Source organism: Mycobacterium sp. NTMscope_MAC_12 (assembly GCF_976985675.1).
Genome location: NZ_CDRJYY010000001.1, coordinates 3,851,783 through 3,868,090, shown reverse-complemented (window position 1 = coordinate 3,868,090; position 16,308 = coordinate 3,851,783). Strand labels below are relative to the sequence as shown.

Genomic DNA, 16,308 nt, shown 5'->3' with positions numbered 1-16,308 from the left:
CGCCCTGGCTAGTTTGCGAGGACAATTCCACGATGCGTTATCTGATAGCCGCTGCGCTGCTCGCGCCGGCGGTCTTGGTGGGCTGGCCGGCCGCCGCCGCGCCGCCGTCCTGCGCGAGCCTGGGCGGCACCGTCGAGGCCGACCAGATGTGTCGTGTGCACGCCACCGGCGCCAACTACATGCTCACCATGACGTTTCCCACCGACTACCCGGACCAACAGGCGCTGACCGACTACATCACCCAAAACCGGGACGGCTTCGTCAACGTCGCGCAGAGTTCCGGGGGTCGTGACCAGCCCTACCAGCTGGAGGCCACCACCGACCAGCGCAGCGCCGGCCAGCCGCCGCACAACACCCGCAGCGTGGTGCTCAAGTTCTTTCAGGACGTCGGGGGAACGCGTTCATCGACCTGGTACAAGGCGTTCAACTACAACCTCGGCACGAAGCAGCCCATCACGTTCGACAACCTGTTTCCCCCGGGCGCGACGCCGCTGGACGCCATCTTCCCGATCGTCCAGCGCGACTTGGAACGTCAAACCCCTTTGGGCGCTGCGATTTTGCCGTCGACGGGGCATGACCCGTCGCACTATCAGAACTTCGCCATCACCGACGATCAGCTGATCTTCTACTTCGCCCCCGGCGAGATGCTGCCGGCGTTCGGCGGGCCCGCCCAGGCCCAGGTGCCCCGCAGCGCCATCCCGCCGCTGGCCATCTGAGCGCTCAAACGGGTCCGGCCCGCAATTCCATCGCCACGGCCAGGGCCGCCAACGCCACCTGCGCGACGCAACCGATGATCGGCACGAAGAACGCCCTTCTCCGGCACACCAGCAGGTACACGGCGACCACGACGTCGGCGATCAAGAGGGCGGCCCCGCCCCAGGTGCCCAGGTTCATGGCCCGGTCGATCCAGGCGGGATCGCCGCACTTCTGATAGCCGCACGGGTCCGTGCTCATCACCAGCAGGCCCAGCACCACAAAGCTCGCTCCGTAGAGGGCCCCATGGATGACCAGCAAGACGAGCGTCGCCACGATATCCGGCGTGCTGACCTGCCGGCCCTCCGCTGTGGTGGTCGCGGCGTCCGCTGCTGTGGGGTCGTCGATCGGCACTCCAGGAGTATGTCCCGGTCAGGCCGGCGCGAAACCGTAGACCTGACCGTCGCTGGTGGCGGCCACCACCCGCCGGTCGGTGCCGACGGCAACCCCCAGCGGATACCCGGTGGCCGCCGGCAGCGGATAGCTGTTCAGCGTGTGGCCGTCACCCGGATCGAAGACCAACACCGACATCCCGGGCGCGCCGTTGGCGGGCGGCCCGCTGACCACCGTGTAGCCGACCCCGGCCCCCGCCAGGCTCGACGACGACAGGGGGACGGCGTCGTCGCGGCGCCACACCTGATCGGCGTGATCGCCCGCGTCCTTGAACGCGACCAGCCGCGTGTCGGGCCCACCGCCGGAGACGATCAGCCCCTGCGGAGTGATCGCCGGGGGAGTCTGCGCCAGAAATCCCAGCGGCACCGACCACTTCACCTTCGCGTCCGCGGTGCGCAGCGCCCACAGGCGCTGGTCGCGGCCGTTGACGTAGACGGTCGACCCGTCGGCCGAGAGCACCGGGCTGGCGATCGCGCCCGCGCCCACGGCGTCGCTCGTCCACTCCTTGGTCAGCAGCGGGGTCTGCCCCGGGTGGTACTTCAGGCCCACCAGAACCGCGGCCGGCGCGCCCGGCTGCCAGACGCCGAGCACCGCCATCCCGTTGGCCGCCGAGAAGGCGGGGGCCGCGGCCACCGGGCAGCCCTGGCGGGCCGGTGCGCAATCGGCGAGCCCGCGCGTCGCATCGGTGGGATCGATACCGTCCACCAGATCGAGCGGGCTGCTCACCACCTGGCCGCGATGGGCGTCGAACACCAGCACCTGCCCCAGGTGCGTGGCGACGAGCAACTCGCCGTTGCCCAGGAACCGCGGCGTCGTGGGCATGCCGATCACCGGCTGGCGCCACCGCGTCCACTGGGTCACCGGGAAAGACAGGAACGCTCCGGGCTGGCCGACGTACACGTTGTCGAACCCGTCGAGCAGCGGGCCGCCGAAGCCGCCGCCCTGGAACAACCGCACACACCAGCGCTGCCGCCCGTTGTGGTTGTTCTCCCACTCCATCAGCGAGCACCCCGCCGAGGTCTGGGCGTTCAGTGCCAGATAGCCGCGCGCGCTGAGCGCGGGTCCGGCCGCCAGGCTGCCCTTGACCGAGCGGGTCCACTGCAACGACAGCTTGGTGGCCCCGCCGGTGGCGGTGTAGCTGCTGTTGGCGGCGTCGGCGTATTGCGCCGGCCAACCCTGCGCGGCCGACGCGTCCACCCAGGAGTCGGTGTTGCCGCAGCCGCTGGCCACGGCCGTGAGCGCCGCCGCCAGCAGCGCGGATGAGCAACGCCGAAGCCCACTGACGAGTTGTCGCGCAAGCACGTCGGTTTCCAAGTCCTTCCCGGGGCGGGCGCAGGTGCGGCGATCGAGTACACGTGAGGGTATCGCTTGGCCCCTCGACTAGGCTTTCCGGCCATGACGAGCATGTGGGGCGCTCCGGTCCATCGCCGCTGGCGTGGATCGAACCTGCGCGACCCGCGCCAGGCCAAGTTCCTCACGTTGGCCTCGCTGAGGTGGGTGCTGCGCAACCGCGCATACACCCCGTGGTACCTGGTGCGCTACTGGCGATTGCTGAAGTTCAAGCTGGCCAACCCGCACATCATCACCCGCGGCATGGTGTTTCTCGGCAAGGGCGTGGAAATCCATGCCACGCCCGAGCTCGCGCAGCTCGAGATCGGCCGCTGGGTCCACATCGGTGACAAGAACACCATCCGCGCACACGAGGGCTCGCTGCGCTTCGGCGACAAAGTGGTGCTGGGCCGCGACAACGTCATCAACGCCTACCTCGACATCGAGCTCGGCGATTCGGTGTTGATGGCCGACTGGTGCTACGTCTGCGACTTCGACCACCGCATGGACAACATTGACCTGCCGATCAAAGATCAGGGCATCGTCAAGTCCCCGGTGCGGATCGGCCCGGACACCTGGGTGGGGGTCAAGGTGTCGGTGCTGCGGGGCACGTCCGTCGGGCGCGGCTGCGTGCTGGGATCTCACGCGGTGGTGCGCGGTGTGATTCCGGACTACTCGATTGCGGTCGGCGCGCCGGCCAAGGTGGTCAAGAACCGCCAGCTCGCCTGGGAGAGCTCGGCCGCGCAGCGTGCCGAGCTGGCCGCCGCCCTGGCCGACATCGAACGGAAAAAGGCCTCCCGCTAGCTATTTGGTTGGGGCCGGTCGTCGACCTTGAAATGGAAATTGACGTCGCCCGCATCGACGTTCGTGACGGTCACCAGCACGCCGTACTTTGCGCCGCGGTCGGTGAGCTGACACCGAAGCGACGCGCCCGCAACGCCTTTCAAGTTGTCGGGGCAGGTCACCGAGTCCGGTTTTCTGCCCACCCGCTGGCCGAGCTGGGTGCTGATCGCGGCGGCGATCTGGTTCTTGTCGACCATCTCCACCATGTCGAACTTGACGTCGCTGCCGTCGACGCGGGTGACCGTGACGCTGACACCGAACGGCCGGTTCTTCACCGTCATTTCGCAGTTCACCTGCGCGCCGACTTTGGCGGGCAGGTCGTTCGGGCAGTTCACCGACTCGGGCTTGTTGCCGGCGGCGTCGGTCATCTTGGCGGTGATTTGGCCGGCGACATCGCTCCTGCTCACCGCGTGCGACGAACCGATCGAGCAGGAACAGCCCGTGATCACCGCGGTAAGGCCGGCGGCGGCGCCCGAGATCAGCACGCGGATGAGGGAGATGGTCATTGTCGGCTCCCGATGGCTTGACCGAATCGTCCGATCATGGCACGCCAACCGGCTCCGGGTGCACGCTCGGGCTAACGAACACCGAGTTCAGATGCGCTGATAACGCCGCAGCGCTTCGGCCCGTTCGGCGGCGTGGTCGACGATGGGCTGCGGGTAACCGTCCGGCCGCTCGCCCTTGCGCAGGTGCGCGTCATGCGCCGAGCGCAGCTCGGGCACCCAACGGCGAATGTAATCGCCTGTGGGATCGAACTTTTCGCCCTGCGTCGTCGGGTTGAACACCCGGAAGTAGGGCGCGGCATCGGTGCCGCAGCCCGCGCACCACTGCCAACCATGCTGGTTGTTCGCCATGTCGCCGTCCACGAGCTGGTCCAGAAACCATTCGGCGCCCCACTGCCATGGCAGGTGCAGGTCCTTGACCAGAAACGACGCGACGATCATCCGCACCCGGTTGTGCATGAACCCGGTCTCCCGCAGCTGACGCATCCCGGCGTCGACGAAGGGAAAACCGGTTTCGCCGGCCTTCCACGCCGCGAAGCCGCGCTTCGCCTCGGCGCCGGCGTCGGTCTTGATGCCGTCGAAAGCGCCGTTCCAGTTGCGCCACGCGCTCGCCGGCCAGTGGTGCAGCACATCGGCATAGAAATCGCGAAAAGCCAACTCCCGCAGGTACGCTTGCGCCCCGCCGCTGCGCGTGTCCAGGTCGGCAACCAGAGTGCGGGGATGGACGGTGCCGAATTTCAGGTGCGCCGACATCCGGCTGGTGCCTGCCAGATCGGGTCGGTCGCGGTCGGCGCTGTAGGTTCTCAATCCGTCGCCGACGAAGGACTCCCACTGGGTGCGCGCCGCCGCCTCGCCGGCGGCGACATCGAGCCGGACGCCGGGGTCGGGGATTTCGCAGCGCTCGATCCCCAGGCGCCGCGGATCCAGCCAGCGCGCGGACGTGGCGCTCGATTGCGCCGGCGCCCGCCAGCCGGTTTCGTGCCACCGCCGCAAAAACGGGGTGAACACCCGGTAGGGCGAACCGTCCGGCTTGGTGACGCGTCCGGGCGACACGAGATACGGTGACCCCGTTGCCACCAGCGGGACCGCGCCCAATGCGGCCCGCACCCGTTCGTCGCGGCGCGTTCCGAACGGCGCGAAGTCTTCCGAGATGTGCACCGACGACGCGCCGATCTCCTTGGCAATGCGGGGAATCCGTGTCTCGGGCCGCCCGCGGGTTACGAGCAGGCGCCCATCCAGGTCGTCGCGCAGCCGCCGCAGCGAGTCACCCAGGAACTGCAGCCGGCGCTGTCCCGACGAGCCTTCCAGGCGCGGATCGAGCACAAAACAGGCGAGCACCTCGTCGCTCTCGGCCGCGGCGAGGAGCGCCGGATGATCACGCAGCCGCAGATCGCGGCGAAACCACAACAGCGCGGGCATGATTCGGCTCCCTAACGGTTGAGCCGCCAGATGTGGGTGGACAGAACGGTCGCGAAGCCGCACCACAGCGGATAGGGCAGCAGCGCCAGCGCGCCCCGCGGGGTGGCTTCGGCCGTGCGCCTGACCAGGTCGGCACTGCTGGCCGTCAGCGCCGCGGCACCGACCGCGGCCGCGCCGAGCTTGTGGTACCGGAAGAACAGCCAACTCCACCCGGCGTTGAGCAGCAGATTCACCACGAGCGTCGCGGCGTAGCGACGCGCCTTGCCGTCCTGCCCGGTTGCGCGAAACCGGTCGATGGCCACCGCCGACGTGGCCGCGATGTCCCCGTAAAGCGTGGTCCATACCGTGGGGAAGGCGGCGCGGGGCGGCTGGTAGGCGGGCTTGTGAAGCCGCGAATACCACGGCGAGGCGGCGTCGGCGCTGGCGACGCTGCCGGCGCCGGCGGCTGCGGCGACGCCCAGGGATGTCGCGCCCAAGATCGATTTGTTCACGGGGTGCTCCGTTCGCGTTGGGCCCGATCCGCTTGCTGCTCAACGGGTTCGGTGTGGGTAGGGCTGTTGGGCCACCAGATCCGGTCGCCGATGAGGGTGAACAGCGCCGGGATGACCAGCGTGCGCACCACGAAGGTGTCGAGCAGGATGCCCAGGCCGACGATGATCCCCAACTGCGTCAGGACGATCAACGGCAACACCCCGAGCACGCAGAATACGGCGGCCAAAACGATTCCCGCGCTGGTGATTACGCCGCCGGTGGCCGACACCGCGCGGACCATCCCGTCGCGCGCGCCGTGCTGCGCGGCTTCCTCGCGGGCCCGGGTGACCAGAAAGATGGTGTAGTCCACGCCGAGGGCGGCCAGGAACAGGAAGGCGAACAGCGGGGTGGTGTTGTCCAGCGCCGGAAAGCCGAAGACGTGGATGCTCGCCCAGCCGCCCATGCCCAACGCGGCCAGGGCGCCCAGGATGGTCGCGGCCAGCAGGGTCGGCGGGGCGAGGGCCGATCGCAGCAACACATACAGGACCACCAGGATGACGGCCAGGATCGCCGGGATCAGCAGCACGCGATCATGCGTGGCCGCATCCCGGATGTCGAGGGCCTGCGCGTCGGCGCCGCCCACCAGCGCACCGGGGTCGGCGGCCCGGGTCGAATTCCGCAGGGCGGCAACGATGCCGAATGCCTGGTTGGATGACGGCGGTGCGTCGATCACCACCGACCATTTCGTCAACCCGGTTTCCGAGCGGCCGGACTCGGTCACCGAGACCGCCCCGGGCGTGGTCCCGATGGCCTGCCGAACGGACGACGCGTGGGCGGTGGGGGCGACGACCAGCGTGGGGTTGGCCAGGCCGGCCGGGAAGTGTTCAGCCACAACGGTGTAACCGGACACCGAATCCGCATGCACCCGGAACTGTTCGGTCTGCGACAGCCCGATCCGGGTTCCCCACAAGCCCGTGCCCAGGGCGGCCAGGGCCGCGATCGCGATCACCGCAACCAGTGCGGGACGACGGGCCACCCCTTCCGCGATGCGGCGCCACGCACCGGAATCCCGGGCCGCGTCGTCCCCGGCGTGCGGGATGAACGGCCAGAACAATCGGCGGCCGCAGAGGGCGAGGATCGGCGGCAGGATGACGAGCACAGACACCGCGGCGACCACCAGGCCGCACGCCCCCAACGCGCCCAGGCTGCGCGTGCTCGGGGTGGCGGCGAACAGCAGCGTGAGCAGGGCCAGCACCACGGTGGCATTGCTGGCCACGATGGTCGGGCCCGACCGGCGCACGGCGTGGCGCAAGGCGGCACGGTGCCCGGACTGGCGCCGAAGCTCTTGGCGATACCGGGAGATCAACAGCAGCGCGTAATTGGTGCCCGCCCCGAACACCAGCACGCTGGTGATGCCCGACGTGGCGCCGTCGAAGCTCAACCCGGTCGCCGACGCCACCGCGGTGCCGACCGCGGCGGCGACCCGATCGGCGAATCCGACGACCAGCAGGGGGACCACCCATAGCGCCGGGGACCGATAGGTGGCGATCAGCAGCAGCGCCACCACCGACGTCGTCACGGCGAGCAGGGTGATGTTGGCGTTGGTGAAGGCGCCGGCAATGTCGGCGCCGAACGCCGGGCCGCCGGTGATGTGAACCCGCAGATCCGCGGGCAGGCCCGTCGCCGCGGCCGTGCGCAGCGCGGTCACGGTGTCGCCGAGGGCGAGACCCGACAGGCCTGCGCTGATCGGCACGATGCCCAGGACGGCCTTGCCGTCGTTCGACGGCAGCGCGGGCGCCGCGCCGTCGGCCCCGCCCGGTTGCGCGGCGGCGTGGGCGCGATCGCGGGCCGCTCGGGCGGCGGAGATGTCGGAGGGGCTCAGCACCGCACCGTCGGTGCGGCTGACGACCACGATCAGGGGCGCGCGGTCGCCGCCGGGAAACTGCCGGGACAGCGCGTCCACTTCGGCGGAGGCCGAGTCGTCGGGAAGCGATTTCGGCGACTGGCCCGCCGCCGCGTTCCCGCCGATGAGCACCATGAAGCCGACGCCCAGCAGCGCCGCCACCAGCGCGAGCAGCCACGAGCGTCGACCCGTCACGGCGGCGGCCAAGGGTTCCCACACCACGAACACAAGCCTTTCAGTTTGTTAAACATTAATCAACTGAAATGATGCATCGCCACGGCACACCAAAGGCGGTGTGCACCAGGGGGCACTATGGACATTATGGACGCAGCGGGTTGCCGGCGATGACCCTCGACCGTGGCGCGATGAAGAATCGCAAGCGGCGCCACATCGATGTGTGCCTGGGCGAACCGGTCGGCTATGACGGGGTCACCACCGGCCTGGACCGGTATCGCTTGCCGTATAACGCCCTCACGCAGACCAGCCTGGGCGACATCGACGTGTCCACCAACTTTTTCGGTGTCAACCTGCGGTCTCCGATCCTCATCGGCGCGATGACCGGGGGCGCCGAGCTGTCCGGGACGATCAACCGGAACCTGGCCGCGGCCGCCCAACAGCTGGGCGTCGGCATGATGCTCGGCTCGCAGCGCATCATGCTGGACAGCGCGCTGGGGGAGCGCGCCGCGGACAGCTTCGCGGTTCGCGACGTCGCCCCAGATGTGTTGCTGTTCGGCAATATCGGTCTATCTCAACTGGCGGGCGCGGCGGTGCCGGACCTGGCGAAGGCACTCGATCGGGTGGGCGCGGACGCGCTGGCCGTGCATACCAATCCGTTGCAGGAAGCGATGCAACACAACGGCGACACCGACTTTTCCGGCTCGGTGGATCGGCTGCGAGAAGTGGCCGGCGCCCTCGGCCACCCGGTGTTGCTCAAGGAGGTCGGCCACGGGATCGGCGGCGCCGCGGTGGCGGAACTTCTTGGGGCCGAAGGCAACGTCCCGGTTGCCGGGATCGACGTGGCGGGCGCCGGTGGCACGTCGTGGTCGCGCGTGGAGCAGTTCGTGCGTTACGGCGAACTGCGCTATCCGGAGTTGGCCGACTGGGGCATCCCCACCGCGCGGGCGATCCTGGAGGTGCGCGAGGTGCTGCCGGAGATCCCGTTGGTGGCTTCCGGGGGCATCCGGACCGGGATGGACGCGGCCAAGGCGATCGCATTGGGCGCCGACGTCGTGGCGGTGGCCCGGCCGCTGCTGGGAGCCGCGATCGAATCCGCCGCCGCCGTGGTGGATTGGCTGCAGCCGTTCATCGACGAGCTTCGGGTTTGCCTGCACGGCTGCGGAGTCGCGAACCTTGCCGGCCTGCGCGAGGTCGATCTCGTCGCGCTGCCGTAGCTTCGCGCGACGTGGCCGTCAGCCGGGCGTGCGGCTCGCCGTTGCCGCGCTGCGTCGGCCTTTTGGCGCGGCGCTCTTACTGTCGGTGGCGGTCGACTTCTTGGGAGTTGGTGCGGTGAGCCGGGATTCGAAGGTGGACATCGCCTCGATCATCGCCGCGAAGACACGATGGGCCGCCGTCAGGTCGCGGTCGGGCAGGTCGGACAGGGCGGTACGCAGCTCGGCGCCAAGGGGAGTGAAAAAAGAACGAGCCAGCGCCATCCCCGATTTCTCGTAGCGAAGCAGCGTCTTGCGGCGATCCTCCGGGTCGGGCTCGCGCCGGACATGGCCCGCCTCGATCATGCGGTCCACCAGATAGGTGATGGCGGCCGGTGAAACGTCCATGCGCCGGCGCAATTGCGCCGCGGTCAACGGCGTCCCGGCGGTTTCGGCGACCATGATGTGCAGTAACGCGTGAAAGTCGGTGCCGCTGACGTCGTTTTGGCGAGCGAAGTGCCGGCCGATGCGGTCGGATTGCGCGGTGATCGCACGCATGTCGGCCGACACCAACTTCTCGAGTTCGGCTCGATCTACTCGCCGATCAGCGGCGGCGCGCTTGGTCACTTACCCGCATCCTTCTTGCAAGATACGCCGACCAGCGTTTCCGGTCCGGTCAGTGGCCATCAGCCTACGGCACCCTGGTCACGGTGCTGTGGTCACCGCGCCGGTTTGAACGGGTGCGCCCCGGGTATGTGATGCGCAATGACTTTGATCGAGACATCGCAACGCCTGCGCCGAGCGGGGCGCAAAGTGCTGCGCCTGCAACGACGGTTGTGGCTTGCCCAGCTGGCCGTGTGGCCCACGGTGATCGTGCTGGCGGTCCTGCTGGTGGGGGCGCTGTGGATGGTGTGGAAGCGGACGGCCGGTCGCAGGGGCGGGCCGGAATCGGCGGCGCACGCTGCGCCCCGCTATCCGGCACCGCCGCGGACCTGATAGCGGCGCTCGGCGTAGGCGAGGTCGTCGCGCCAGAGCCTGCTGGACGCGAAGCGCATCAGCGGTGTGATCAGCGGCGCCACCCGAGATGCCCGCTTGAACCCGGGCCGCCCCGAATGCGCGATGGTGGCTTCCAGGACGGCGGTGCGGGGACGGCCGTCGGGTCCCAAACCGATTGGGGTGGCATGGGTTTCGACGACGCTGCCCGTCCCTTCCCCATCCACGATGCGCATGACGATGGTGCGGGCCTCCGGGCAGCTGAACTCCGCGACGACGGGTACCCCCAGGCGTCCCATCCGGAAGGTCACGGCCACCAAGAAGCGGTCGGCGTGTTCGGTCGGCGTGCTGAGCACCTCGAGCCGGGTGAACGAGTACGGGTGAAACCATGCGCCATGCCACGGATCGAGCCGGTTGGCGATGATGTCGATGGGTTCGCAGACGCCCTCCATGCGGGCGACGGCGGCCAGGGTGTCGCCGGTCGGCCGGTCCGCAATCACCGGAAGCTCCAGTGGCGTCTCGCGTCCGACCGCATCGAGCCGCACCCAGACCAGGGTGCCGTCGTCGTGACCGGGCAGTGGGCTCCAACCGAATTCGCGGGCGCGGCCGTCCAGGGTCAGTCCGTGCCACCGGCACACCAGCGTGCCCCGATGCACCGTCCCGGTGGCGAGGTCGGCCCCCAGGTGCGGGCAGCTGCGCGGCCCCACGCACAGTCGGTGCCGTTCGTCGCGCCAGGCGACGACCTCGACGCCGGCGACGCGCGCGCCGAACGGTCGCCCGCCGACCACCTGCCGGCTGGCGGCGAACGCGTACCAGTTGCCGGTGGCCCGGTGCTGGGAGCGCCGCAGCGCGGCCTCGATGAGGGCGGGTTGTGCGTCGCGATAGGTCGGGCGCTGATCGGCCCACGGCACACGCGGGATCACCTGCAGGGGCCAATCTTTGGAGCGCTCTCGCAGGGTTTGCAGCCGGTCGCGGATGTTCATCGCCGGGCGACTCTCTGGCGGGTGGCAAGCCATCGCAGCAGTGGTGACCGGCCCTCGGTGGGTACCGTGGCCAACGGGTGCCCGGCCAGTCCCCACCGTGTCAGCAGTTGGTTCGCGGCGCACCAGCCGGTGGTGGCGGCGCGCTCCATCAGCGCCACCGGCAGGTCGATTCGGATGGCGTCGCCGGCCAACACCAGGCCCGGCGTCGGGGTGGTCACCGCGGGGCGGTCCGGATAGGAGCCCGGCGAGAACAGGGGGCAGTCGCTGCGATGCAGCAGCCTCTCGTGAACGATCTGTGCCGCAGCCGTTTCCGGGTAGACCGTGTGCAGCTGGCGTAGTGCGGCCGCGCGCGACGGCGCCGAATCCAGGGCGTAGGAATGCAATTCGACGACGGAGCCGCGCTGTGTGCGCGCCCACGTGCGGGCCTCGCGTTCGTAGCGTTCCAACACGCTGATGTTGTCCAGTGGCTTGTGCCCGGCCGTGCCAAGGAATGCCGGCCGCCGCGCCGAGACGGGGCGGTCGAGCCAGAACCGATGCACGGCGAACGGCGGCGCGGTGCGCAGCCGCGAGATCTGGGCCCGCCAGTCATCGGTGCCCAGGCCGCTCGATGCCGCAACGATTCGCTGCAGACCCGCGACGTCGGTGGCCAGCACCACGGCGTCGACGTCGAGAGGTTCGTCGGAATCGGTGTGTACCCGAAAGTGTCCCGCCGGCCCGGTGTCGATGCTCTGGGCGTCGGTGCCGAGTCGAAACCGCACCCCGCGCCCTTCGAGGTAGCCGCTCAAGGGTTGCCACAACGCGCTGTCGTAGTTCGCGCACGGAACGTCGAAGATCAACCCTTCGGCCGATCCCAGGAAGTAGATGTGGAACATCGTCGCCAACTCGGCCGCGGACAGCTTGGTGGGGTCGGCGAAGAAGCTGCGGGAGAACACCTCGAACGCCAGATGCCGTGCGGCCTCCGGGAATCGGATGTTTTCGAGGAACGCCGCGGCGTCGATGTCGTCGAGGCGCTCGTAGGTGTCCGGCACCGACACCGCGGCCAGGGGCGCGGCGGCGCGGGCGTCGATGCGGGTGAAGTCACGAAGCCGAAACGTCGGACTGCGCGCGGCGAAGACGACGGCGTTCCAGGGAGGGGTGCGCGGCAGCCCGCGGAAGCTGTCGCGCCGCCCCGACCCGTCGATGAGCGGGTAGTCGTCGACGGGGGTGAGCATCCGCAATTCCGGATCGATCCGCGTCAGCAGGGCGCGCAGGTTGTAGTACTGCCGGAAGAAGGCGTGGAAGCCCCGGTTCATCGCGAGGTCGGCGCCGCCTTCGTGTTCGGTCCAGCCGCCGACCCGACCGCCGAGGTAATGCTCGCGTTCGATGACGTCGACGGCGACGCCGCGCTCGGCGAGCCCGGTGGCGGCGGTCAGGCCGGCGATCCCGCCGCCGACGACGGCGATGCGGGGGCGTGACGGCAGCGCGCCGGCGTCCGGCAATCCCGTTGGTGCGGGCAAGGTTCGGCGTCGACGATCGGTGGCGTGCGCGGTCATGACGGCGCATCCGCCAGGAAAGTGTGCACGATGTTGGCTTCCCAGCCGGGCATCGTCTCGCTGTGCACGGCGGTGAAGCCGGCGTCGGCGAGGCGGGCCCGGAACCGCGCGGCCCCGTCGAACGCCAGCACGCTACGCCACAGGTAGCGATACAGCGCACTGTCCCGGGTGCGCCACCAGCCGGACGGGATGATGATGCCCCAACAGACGGCGTGCCAGACGCGGGTGGCGGCGGGGGAGTCGCGCACCGAATACTCGTGCACCGCCAGGGTGCCGCCCGGCCGCAACAGCGCGCGGAACTTCCGCAGTTGGTCGTCGCGGTTGGCGACGTTGCGGATCAGGTACGCGGCCAGGATGCCGTCGAACGGCCCGGTGATCCCCTGCTCCGCCAGCCGTTCGACGGGGGTGTGGACGAACCGCACCGTGGCGGGCCAGTCCTTCGCGCGCGCCTCGTCGAGCATGCCGCGCGATGCGTCCACGGCGACGATGTCGGCTTCGGGCGCGACGGCGAGCAGGGCGGCCGTCGAAGCACCCGTCCCGCAGCCGGCGTCGAGCAACCGTAAGCCCTTGCCGCGGGCCGGAATCCGCATCCGCTTGGCCGACAAAAGCAGCTGCGCGTGGTAACCCGGGCTGGCGCCGACCAGCCGATCGTAGGCCGCGGCGCCCGCGTCGAACGCGGCTGCCAGGTCGCCGGGGGCGGGCCCCGCATCACCGACGCGCACGTTGCCGTTCCCACAGCAGCAGCACCGCGGTGACCAGCGCGAAGCCGAATAGAAAGTCCTCGACCGGGATGTCGAAGGGGAAGCGCACCCCGCTCAGCTGCCGATCGTCGTAAATGACGATGGGCGAGCTCAGCTTGGTCAGCCATCCGTCGACCGGGATCTGGAATCCGAGGACGATCAGCATCGACAGCCAGTAGGCCGGTCGGCGGAAAAGTCCGGTTCGCAGCACCGCCAATTCCAGTGCGCAGACGGCGAATACGGCCAGCGTGGCGGGCAGGGTGTAGCCGAGGCCGGTCATCGCCGGTGGACCTTTGCCAGGATGGCGTTCACGGCGTTGTAGGTCAGCAGCCCGCATGTCGGAATGACGAGAAAGAACAACACCTCTTCGACCGGCACCCGAAACGGGATGCTCACGCCGGTGAGGTACGCGCCGTCATAGGTCCACACGTGCGCGGCGACCGCGATCTCGTCCCAGATCAGGAACACCGCCGCGACCGGCAGCACCGCCTTGATGAGGCGTCGCCACTGTCGGTAGACGCCGGGGCCCAACGTCTCCAGCGGCGCGGTGATCGCCAGGCATGCGGCCAGGACAACGAAGTATTGCCACCGATCGCTCATGCGGCCCCCGCGTTGAGATCGTCTCGCTCGCCATTTCGCGCCCGCCACGACCGTATCAGTCCCGCACCGGCCACCCGAAGCCGTCGAGCCCTGCCCACGGTGGCCCGGTGGTCGAACACCGCGAACTCGCTTCTTTCGATGCAGTCCAGGATTTCTGCGTACAGGGCGGCCGCCGTCGCCACGCACGGTCGTGAGCGACGCGCGAGCGTGGCGATTCCCGCCGCGGCGAATCGGTAAGTCTGCCGCGCGATTTCGTGTTGCGCGGCCAGGGCGCGGCGCACCCGGGGGTCGGTACGGCGGTGCGTGTGACACCATCCCAACAGCTCTCGATCGACTCCGTCGGCGGCGAGTTCGTCGGCGGGCAGGTAGACCCGGCCGCGCACCAGATCTTCGTCGACATCGCGCAGGAAGTTGGTGAGCTGGAAGGCCCGGCCCAGCGCCGCCGCGTAGGGCGCGGCCTCCTCGGCCGGCGTCACCGTGCCCAGGATCGGGAGTACCTGCAGCCCAATCGCTTCCGCGGAGCCCCGCATGTAGCGGTTGAGCGCTTCGCGGTCGGGATAGTCGGTGACCGTGAGATCCATTCGCATCGAGGTCAGGAAGTCCTCGAACAGCGCGGCGCTGATCCGGTAGCGCCGTGCGGTGTGGGTAACCGCCGCCACCAGCGGATCGTCGAGGTGGGCGCCGTCGGAGAAGAAGCGCTCGGACAGTTGCTGCAGCCGCCTGCCGCGAGCGGACGCGTCCAGCCGCGGATCGAGGTCGTCGAGGATGTCGTCGGCGTAGCGGGCGAAGCCGTACAGCGCGTGCACGGGCGGCCGTTGGTCGGGCGCGAGCAGCCGGGTGGCCAGGAAGAAGGTTCGGCCATGGGAGGCATTGAGTTCCCGGCACCGGCGATACCCGTCGCGCAGCCGCGGATCGTCGATTCCGGCGGCGGCCAATTCGCTGCGCATCATGGCAAACCGGCTTTCATGTCGAGGTTGGTGGTCGACCGCTCGGCGGCCCCGGTGATGCGGTCCGCGGCGAGTCGCCCGGAGATCAGGGTGGTCGGCACGCCGACGCCCGGCACCGTGGACGAGCCGGCGAGCACCGCGTTGTCGATGCCGCGGACCAGGTTGGCCGGGCGGAACGGGCCCGTCTGGCCGAAAGTGTGGGCGAGCGCGAACGGGCTGCCGGCCGCCATGCCCTGACGGGCCCAGTCGGCGGGCGTGACGACGTCGAGAACCGTTGCGTCTCGCTGCAATCCGGGTAGCAGTCGGTCGGCGACGTGTGCGACGAGGCTTTCGGCGTAGGCGCCGCCGGTCCGCGACCAATCGATGGCGCCCCGCTGCAGGTTCGGCGCCGGGGCCAGGACGTAGAGCAGATCGCGTCCCTCGGGGGCCAGGGCCGGGTCGCCGGCCGTCGGGCGGGTCACCAGTAACGACGGGTCGGCCATGAGCCGACCGTCGCGGATGATGTCGGTGAAGGTCCGGTCCCACGCCTCGCCGAACAGGATCGTGTGGTGGGCCGTCTCGGGGGCGACCGCGGGACAACCCAGGTGAACCACCACCGCCGACGGTGAGGCGCGCAGCCGCACGGCGCGACGCGGCGTGCGGCCCAGCAGCGCGTAGGTCTGGGGCAGTTCGGTGGTCAGCACCACCGCGTCGCAGGCGATGCGCCCGGTCCGTTCGGCGAGTACGGCCGTGACCCGTCCGCCGGAGCGTTCGAGCGCGGTAACGGTTGCGTCGTAACAGAATCGGACACCCGCATCGGCGGCCGCGGCGGCCAAGGCGTCCGGCAGCGCGCGCACGCCGCCTCGCGGAAACACCACACCGGAGATGGTGTCCATGTAGGCGATGACCGCGTAGACCGCCAGGGCGTCGCGCGGCGCCACCCCGGCATACAGCGACTGGAAGGTGAAGATCCGCTGCAGCCGTGGATCGCTGATGTGCCGCTTGACCATCCGGTCCCACTTGCGGAAGCCGCCGATCGCCGTCAGCTGCGCCAGCTGCGGCGTGACCAGCGAGAGCGGGGAATCGAAATTGGCGCCGATGAATCCGTCGAATTCGGTGCGGTACAACCTGGTCAGCCACTGGCGCAGCCGCCGGTAGCCCGCCGCCTGCCCGGCCCCGGCGAACTCGGCGATGGCGCCAACCATCCGGTCCGCATCGCTGTGCACATCAAGCGCGCTGCCGTCGGCGAACACGGCGCGGTAGGCGGGATCAACCGTCAACAGCTCCAGCCGGTCGGACCGGGTCTCGCCGACGGCCGCGAATGTCTGGTCGATAATGTCGGGCATCGTGAGAACCGTTGGCCCGGTGTCGATCCGGTACCCGTCGATGTCGAGGCGTCCGGCCCGCCCGCCCGGCCACGGCTCGCGCTCCACCACCGTGACCGCGCGCCCCCGTCCGGCCAGGTGCAGGGCCGCGGAGAGCCCGGCCAGGCCGGCGCCGATCACCACGACGTGATCGGTGCGTCCTTCGATTCTCCGCATGGTCAGCGTGCT

Annotated in this window: 18 protein-coding genes; 4 read left to right on the top strand and 14 right to left on the bottom strand. The window is 69.7% G+C overall.

Annotated elements, in window-relative coordinates:
- Positions 1 to 32 precede the first annotated feature (32 nt).
- Entirely contained in the window at positions 33 to 716 is a 684-nt protein-coding gene (locus tag AC0KS4_RS17755) for an esterase (RefSeq protein ID WP_225326527.1), read from the top strand.
- A 4-nt stretch (positions 717 to 720) separates the two neighbouring features.
- Here the strand turns inward: AC0KS4_RS17755 and AC0KS4_RS17750 are convergent, their stop codons facing one another.
- Both AC0KS4_RS17750 and AC0KS4_RS17745 read right to left on the bottom strand, forming a co-directional pair.
- A complete protein-coding gene (locus AC0KS4_RS17750; protein WP_374109650.1) occupies positions 721 to 1,107 on the bottom strand; it encodes a hypothetical protein in 387 nt (128 codons plus the stop codon).
- A gap of 18 nt (positions 1,108 to 1,125) precedes the next feature.
- A complete protein-coding gene (locus AC0KS4_RS17745) occupies positions 1,126 to 2,460 on the bottom strand; it encodes an outer membrane protein assembly factor BamB family protein (RefSeq protein WP_225326528.1) in 1,335 nt (444 codons plus the stop codon).
- Between the two features lie 81 nt (positions 2,461 to 2,541).
- On the opposite strand from AC0KS4_RS17745, the gene AC0KS4_RS17740 reads away from it, so the two are divergent.
- Positions 2,542 to 3,279, top strand: a complete 738-nt coding sequence (locus AC0KS4_RS17740) for an acyltransferase (protein ID WP_225326529.1) — start codon at positions 2,542 to 2,544, stop codon at positions 3,277 to 3,279.
- Here AC0KS4_RS17740 and AC0KS4_RS17735 read toward each other — a convergent pair.
- From AC0KS4_RS17735 to AC0KS4_RS17720, 4 genes are all read right to left on the bottom strand, one after another.
- Positions 3,276 to 3,824 carry an anti-apoptotic protein gene (locus tag AC0KS4_RS17735; RefSeq protein WP_238956559.1) on the bottom strand — a complete coding sequence of 183 codons (549 nt, stop codon included), beginning with the start codon at positions 3,822 to 3,824 and terminating at the stop codon, positions 3,276 to 3,278. The two genes, AC0KS4_RS17740 and AC0KS4_RS17735, sit on opposite strands and share 4 nt — an antisense overlap.
- Positions 3,825 to 3,911: 87 nt before the next feature.
- On the bottom strand, positions 3,912 to 5,240 hold the full coding sequence (locus AC0KS4_RS17730; RefSeq protein ID WP_238956558.1) for a cryptochrome/photolyase family protein: 1,329 nt from the start codon (positions 5,238 to 5,240) through the stop codon (positions 3,912 to 3,914).
- 11 nt (positions 5,241 to 5,251) lie between these two features.
- A complete protein-coding gene (locus AC0KS4_RS17725) occupies positions 5,252 to 5,731 on the bottom strand; it encodes a TspO/MBR family protein (protein WP_238956557.1) in 480 nt (159 codons plus the stop codon).
- Positions 5,728 to 7,836: an MMPL family transporter gene (locus AC0KS4_RS17720; RefSeq protein WP_225326533.1), complete on the bottom strand. Its 2,109-nt coding sequence runs from the start codon at positions 7,834 to 7,836 to the stop codon at positions 5,728 to 5,730. Before AC0KS4_RS17720 ends, AC0KS4_RS17725 begins: the two co-directional genes overlap by 4 nt.
- Before the next feature lie 122 nt (positions 7,837 to 7,958).
- Between AC0KS4_RS17720 and fni the strand changes: the two genes are divergently transcribed.
- A complete protein-coding gene (gene fni / locus AC0KS4_RS17715) occupies positions 7,959 to 9,005 on the top strand; it encodes a type 2 isopentenyl-diphosphate Delta-isomerase (protein ID WP_225326534.1) in 1,047 nt (348 codons plus the stop codon).
- An 18-nt stretch (positions 9,006 to 9,023) separates the two neighbouring features.
- Here fni and AC0KS4_RS17710 read toward each other — a convergent pair whose 3' ends face one another.
- Entirely contained in the window at positions 9,024 to 9,608 is a 585-nt protein-coding gene (locus AC0KS4_RS17710) for a MarR family winged helix-turn-helix transcriptional regulator (protein ID WP_225326535.1), read from the bottom strand.
- Positions 9,609 to 9,746: 138 nt separating this feature from the next.
- Here AC0KS4_RS17710 and AC0KS4_RS17705 point away from each other — a divergent pair, with 138 nt between their 5' ends.
- A complete protein-coding gene (locus AC0KS4_RS17705) occupies positions 9,747 to 9,977 on the top strand; it encodes a hypothetical protein (RefSeq protein ID WP_225326536.1) in 231 nt (76 codons plus the stop codon).
- On the opposite strand, the gene AC0KS4_RS17700 is transcribed toward AC0KS4_RS17705, so the two are convergent.
- From AC0KS4_RS17700 to crtI, 7 genes are read right to left on the bottom strand one after another with little or no spacing between them, the layout of a single operon-like run.
- On the bottom strand, positions 9,953 to 10,957 hold the full coding sequence (locus AC0KS4_RS17700) for a DUF5914 domain-containing protein (protein WP_225326537.1): 1,005 nt from the start codon (positions 10,955 to 10,957) through the stop codon (positions 9,953 to 9,955). The two genes, AC0KS4_RS17705 and AC0KS4_RS17700, sit on opposite strands and share 25 nt — an antisense overlap.
- Positions 10,954 to 12,489 (bottom strand): FAD-dependent oxidoreductase, encoded by a 1,536-nt coding sequence (locus AC0KS4_RS17695; protein WP_238956556.1) that lies wholly within the window; start codon positions 12,487 to 12,489, stop codon positions 10,954 to 10,956. The genes AC0KS4_RS17700 and AC0KS4_RS17695 overlap by 4 nt, the downstream gene beginning before the upstream one ends.
- Positions 12,486 to 13,211, bottom strand: coding sequence for a class I SAM-dependent methyltransferase (locus AC0KS4_RS17690; RefSeq protein WP_238956555.1), 726 nt, complete (start codon positions 13,209 to 13,211; stop codon positions 12,486 to 12,488). Before AC0KS4_RS17690 ends, AC0KS4_RS17695 begins: the two co-directional genes overlap by 4 nt.
- On the bottom strand, positions 13,198 to 13,509 hold the full coding sequence (locus AC0KS4_RS17685; RefSeq protein WP_225326540.1) for a lycopene cyclase domain-containing protein: 312 nt from the start codon (positions 13,507 to 13,509) through the stop codon (positions 13,198 to 13,200). Before AC0KS4_RS17685 ends, AC0KS4_RS17690 begins: the two co-directional genes overlap by 14 nt.
- The gene (locus AC0KS4_RS17680; protein WP_238956554.1) at positions 13,506 to 13,829 is read right to left on the bottom strand and encodes a lycopene cyclase domain-containing protein; all 324 of its coding nucleotides are present in this window, start codon (positions 13,827 to 13,829) and stop codon (positions 13,506 to 13,508) included. The genes AC0KS4_RS17685 and AC0KS4_RS17680 overlap by 4 nt, the downstream gene beginning before the upstream one ends.
- Positions 13,826 to 14,779 (bottom strand): phytoene/squalene synthase family protein, encoded by a 954-nt coding sequence (locus tag AC0KS4_RS17675; RefSeq protein WP_238956553.1) that lies wholly within the window; start codon positions 14,777 to 14,779, stop codon positions 13,826 to 13,828. Before AC0KS4_RS17675 ends, AC0KS4_RS17680 begins: the two co-directional genes overlap by 4 nt.
- On the bottom strand, positions 14,776 to 16,296 hold the full coding sequence (gene crtI / locus AC0KS4_RS17670) for a phytoene desaturase family protein (protein ID WP_238956552.1): 1,521 nt from the start codon (positions 16,294 to 16,296) through the stop codon (positions 14,776 to 14,778). The genes AC0KS4_RS17675 and crtI overlap by 4 nt, the downstream gene beginning before the upstream one ends.
- Positions 16,297 to 16,308: the final 12 nt, after the last annotated feature.

Excerpts from the sequence above, each read along its gene's own strand:
- AC0KS4_RS17735 (WP_238956559.1), bottom strand. The coding sequence starts at position 3,824 with ATGACCATCTCCCTCATCCGCGTGCTGATCTCGGGCGCCGCCGCCGGC.
- AC0KS4_RS17695 (WP_238956556.1), bottom strand. The coding sequence starts at position 12,489 with ATGACCGCGCACGCCACCGATCGTCGACGCCGAACCTTGCCCGCACCA.
- AC0KS4_RS17700 (WP_225326537.1), bottom strand. The coding sequence starts at position 10,957 with ATGAACATCCGCGACCGGCTGCAAACCCTGCGAGAGCGCTCCAAAGAT.
- AC0KS4_RS17675 (WP_238956553.1), bottom strand. The coding sequence starts at position 14,779 with ATGATGCGCAGCGAATTGGCCGCCGCCGGAATCGACGATCCGCGGCTG.
- crtI (WP_238956552.1), bottom strand. The coding sequence starts at position 16,296 with ATGCGGAGAATCGAAGGACGCACCGATCACGTCGTGGTGATCGGCGCC.
- AC0KS4_RS17685 (WP_225326540.1), bottom strand. The coding sequence starts at position 13,509 with ATGACCGGCCTCGGCTACACCCTGCCCGCCACGCTGGCCGTATTCGCC.
- AC0KS4_RS17740 (WP_225326529.1), top strand. The coding sequence starts at position 2,542 with ATGACGAGCATGTGGGGCGCTCCGGTCCATCGCCGCTGGCGTGGATCG.
- AC0KS4_RS17705 (WP_225326536.1), top strand. The coding sequence starts at position 9,747 with ATGACTTTGATCGAGACATCGCAACGCCTGCGCCGAGCGGGGCGCAAA.
- AC0KS4_RS17730 (WP_238956558.1), bottom strand. The coding sequence starts at position 5,240 with ATGCCCGCGCTGTTGTGGTTTCGCCGCGATCTGCGGCTGCGTGATCAT.
- AC0KS4_RS17755 (WP_225326527.1), top strand. The coding sequence starts at position 33 with ATGCGTTATCTGATAGCCGCTGCGCTGCTCGCGCCGGCGGTCTTGGTG.
- AC0KS4_RS17680 (WP_238956554.1), bottom strand. The coding sequence starts at position 13,829 with ATGAGCGATCGGTGGCAATACTTCGTTGTCCTGGCCGCATGCCTGGCG.
- fni (WP_225326534.1), top strand. The coding sequence starts at position 7,959 with ATGACCCTCGACCGTGGCGCGATGAAGAATCGCAAGCGGCGCCACATC.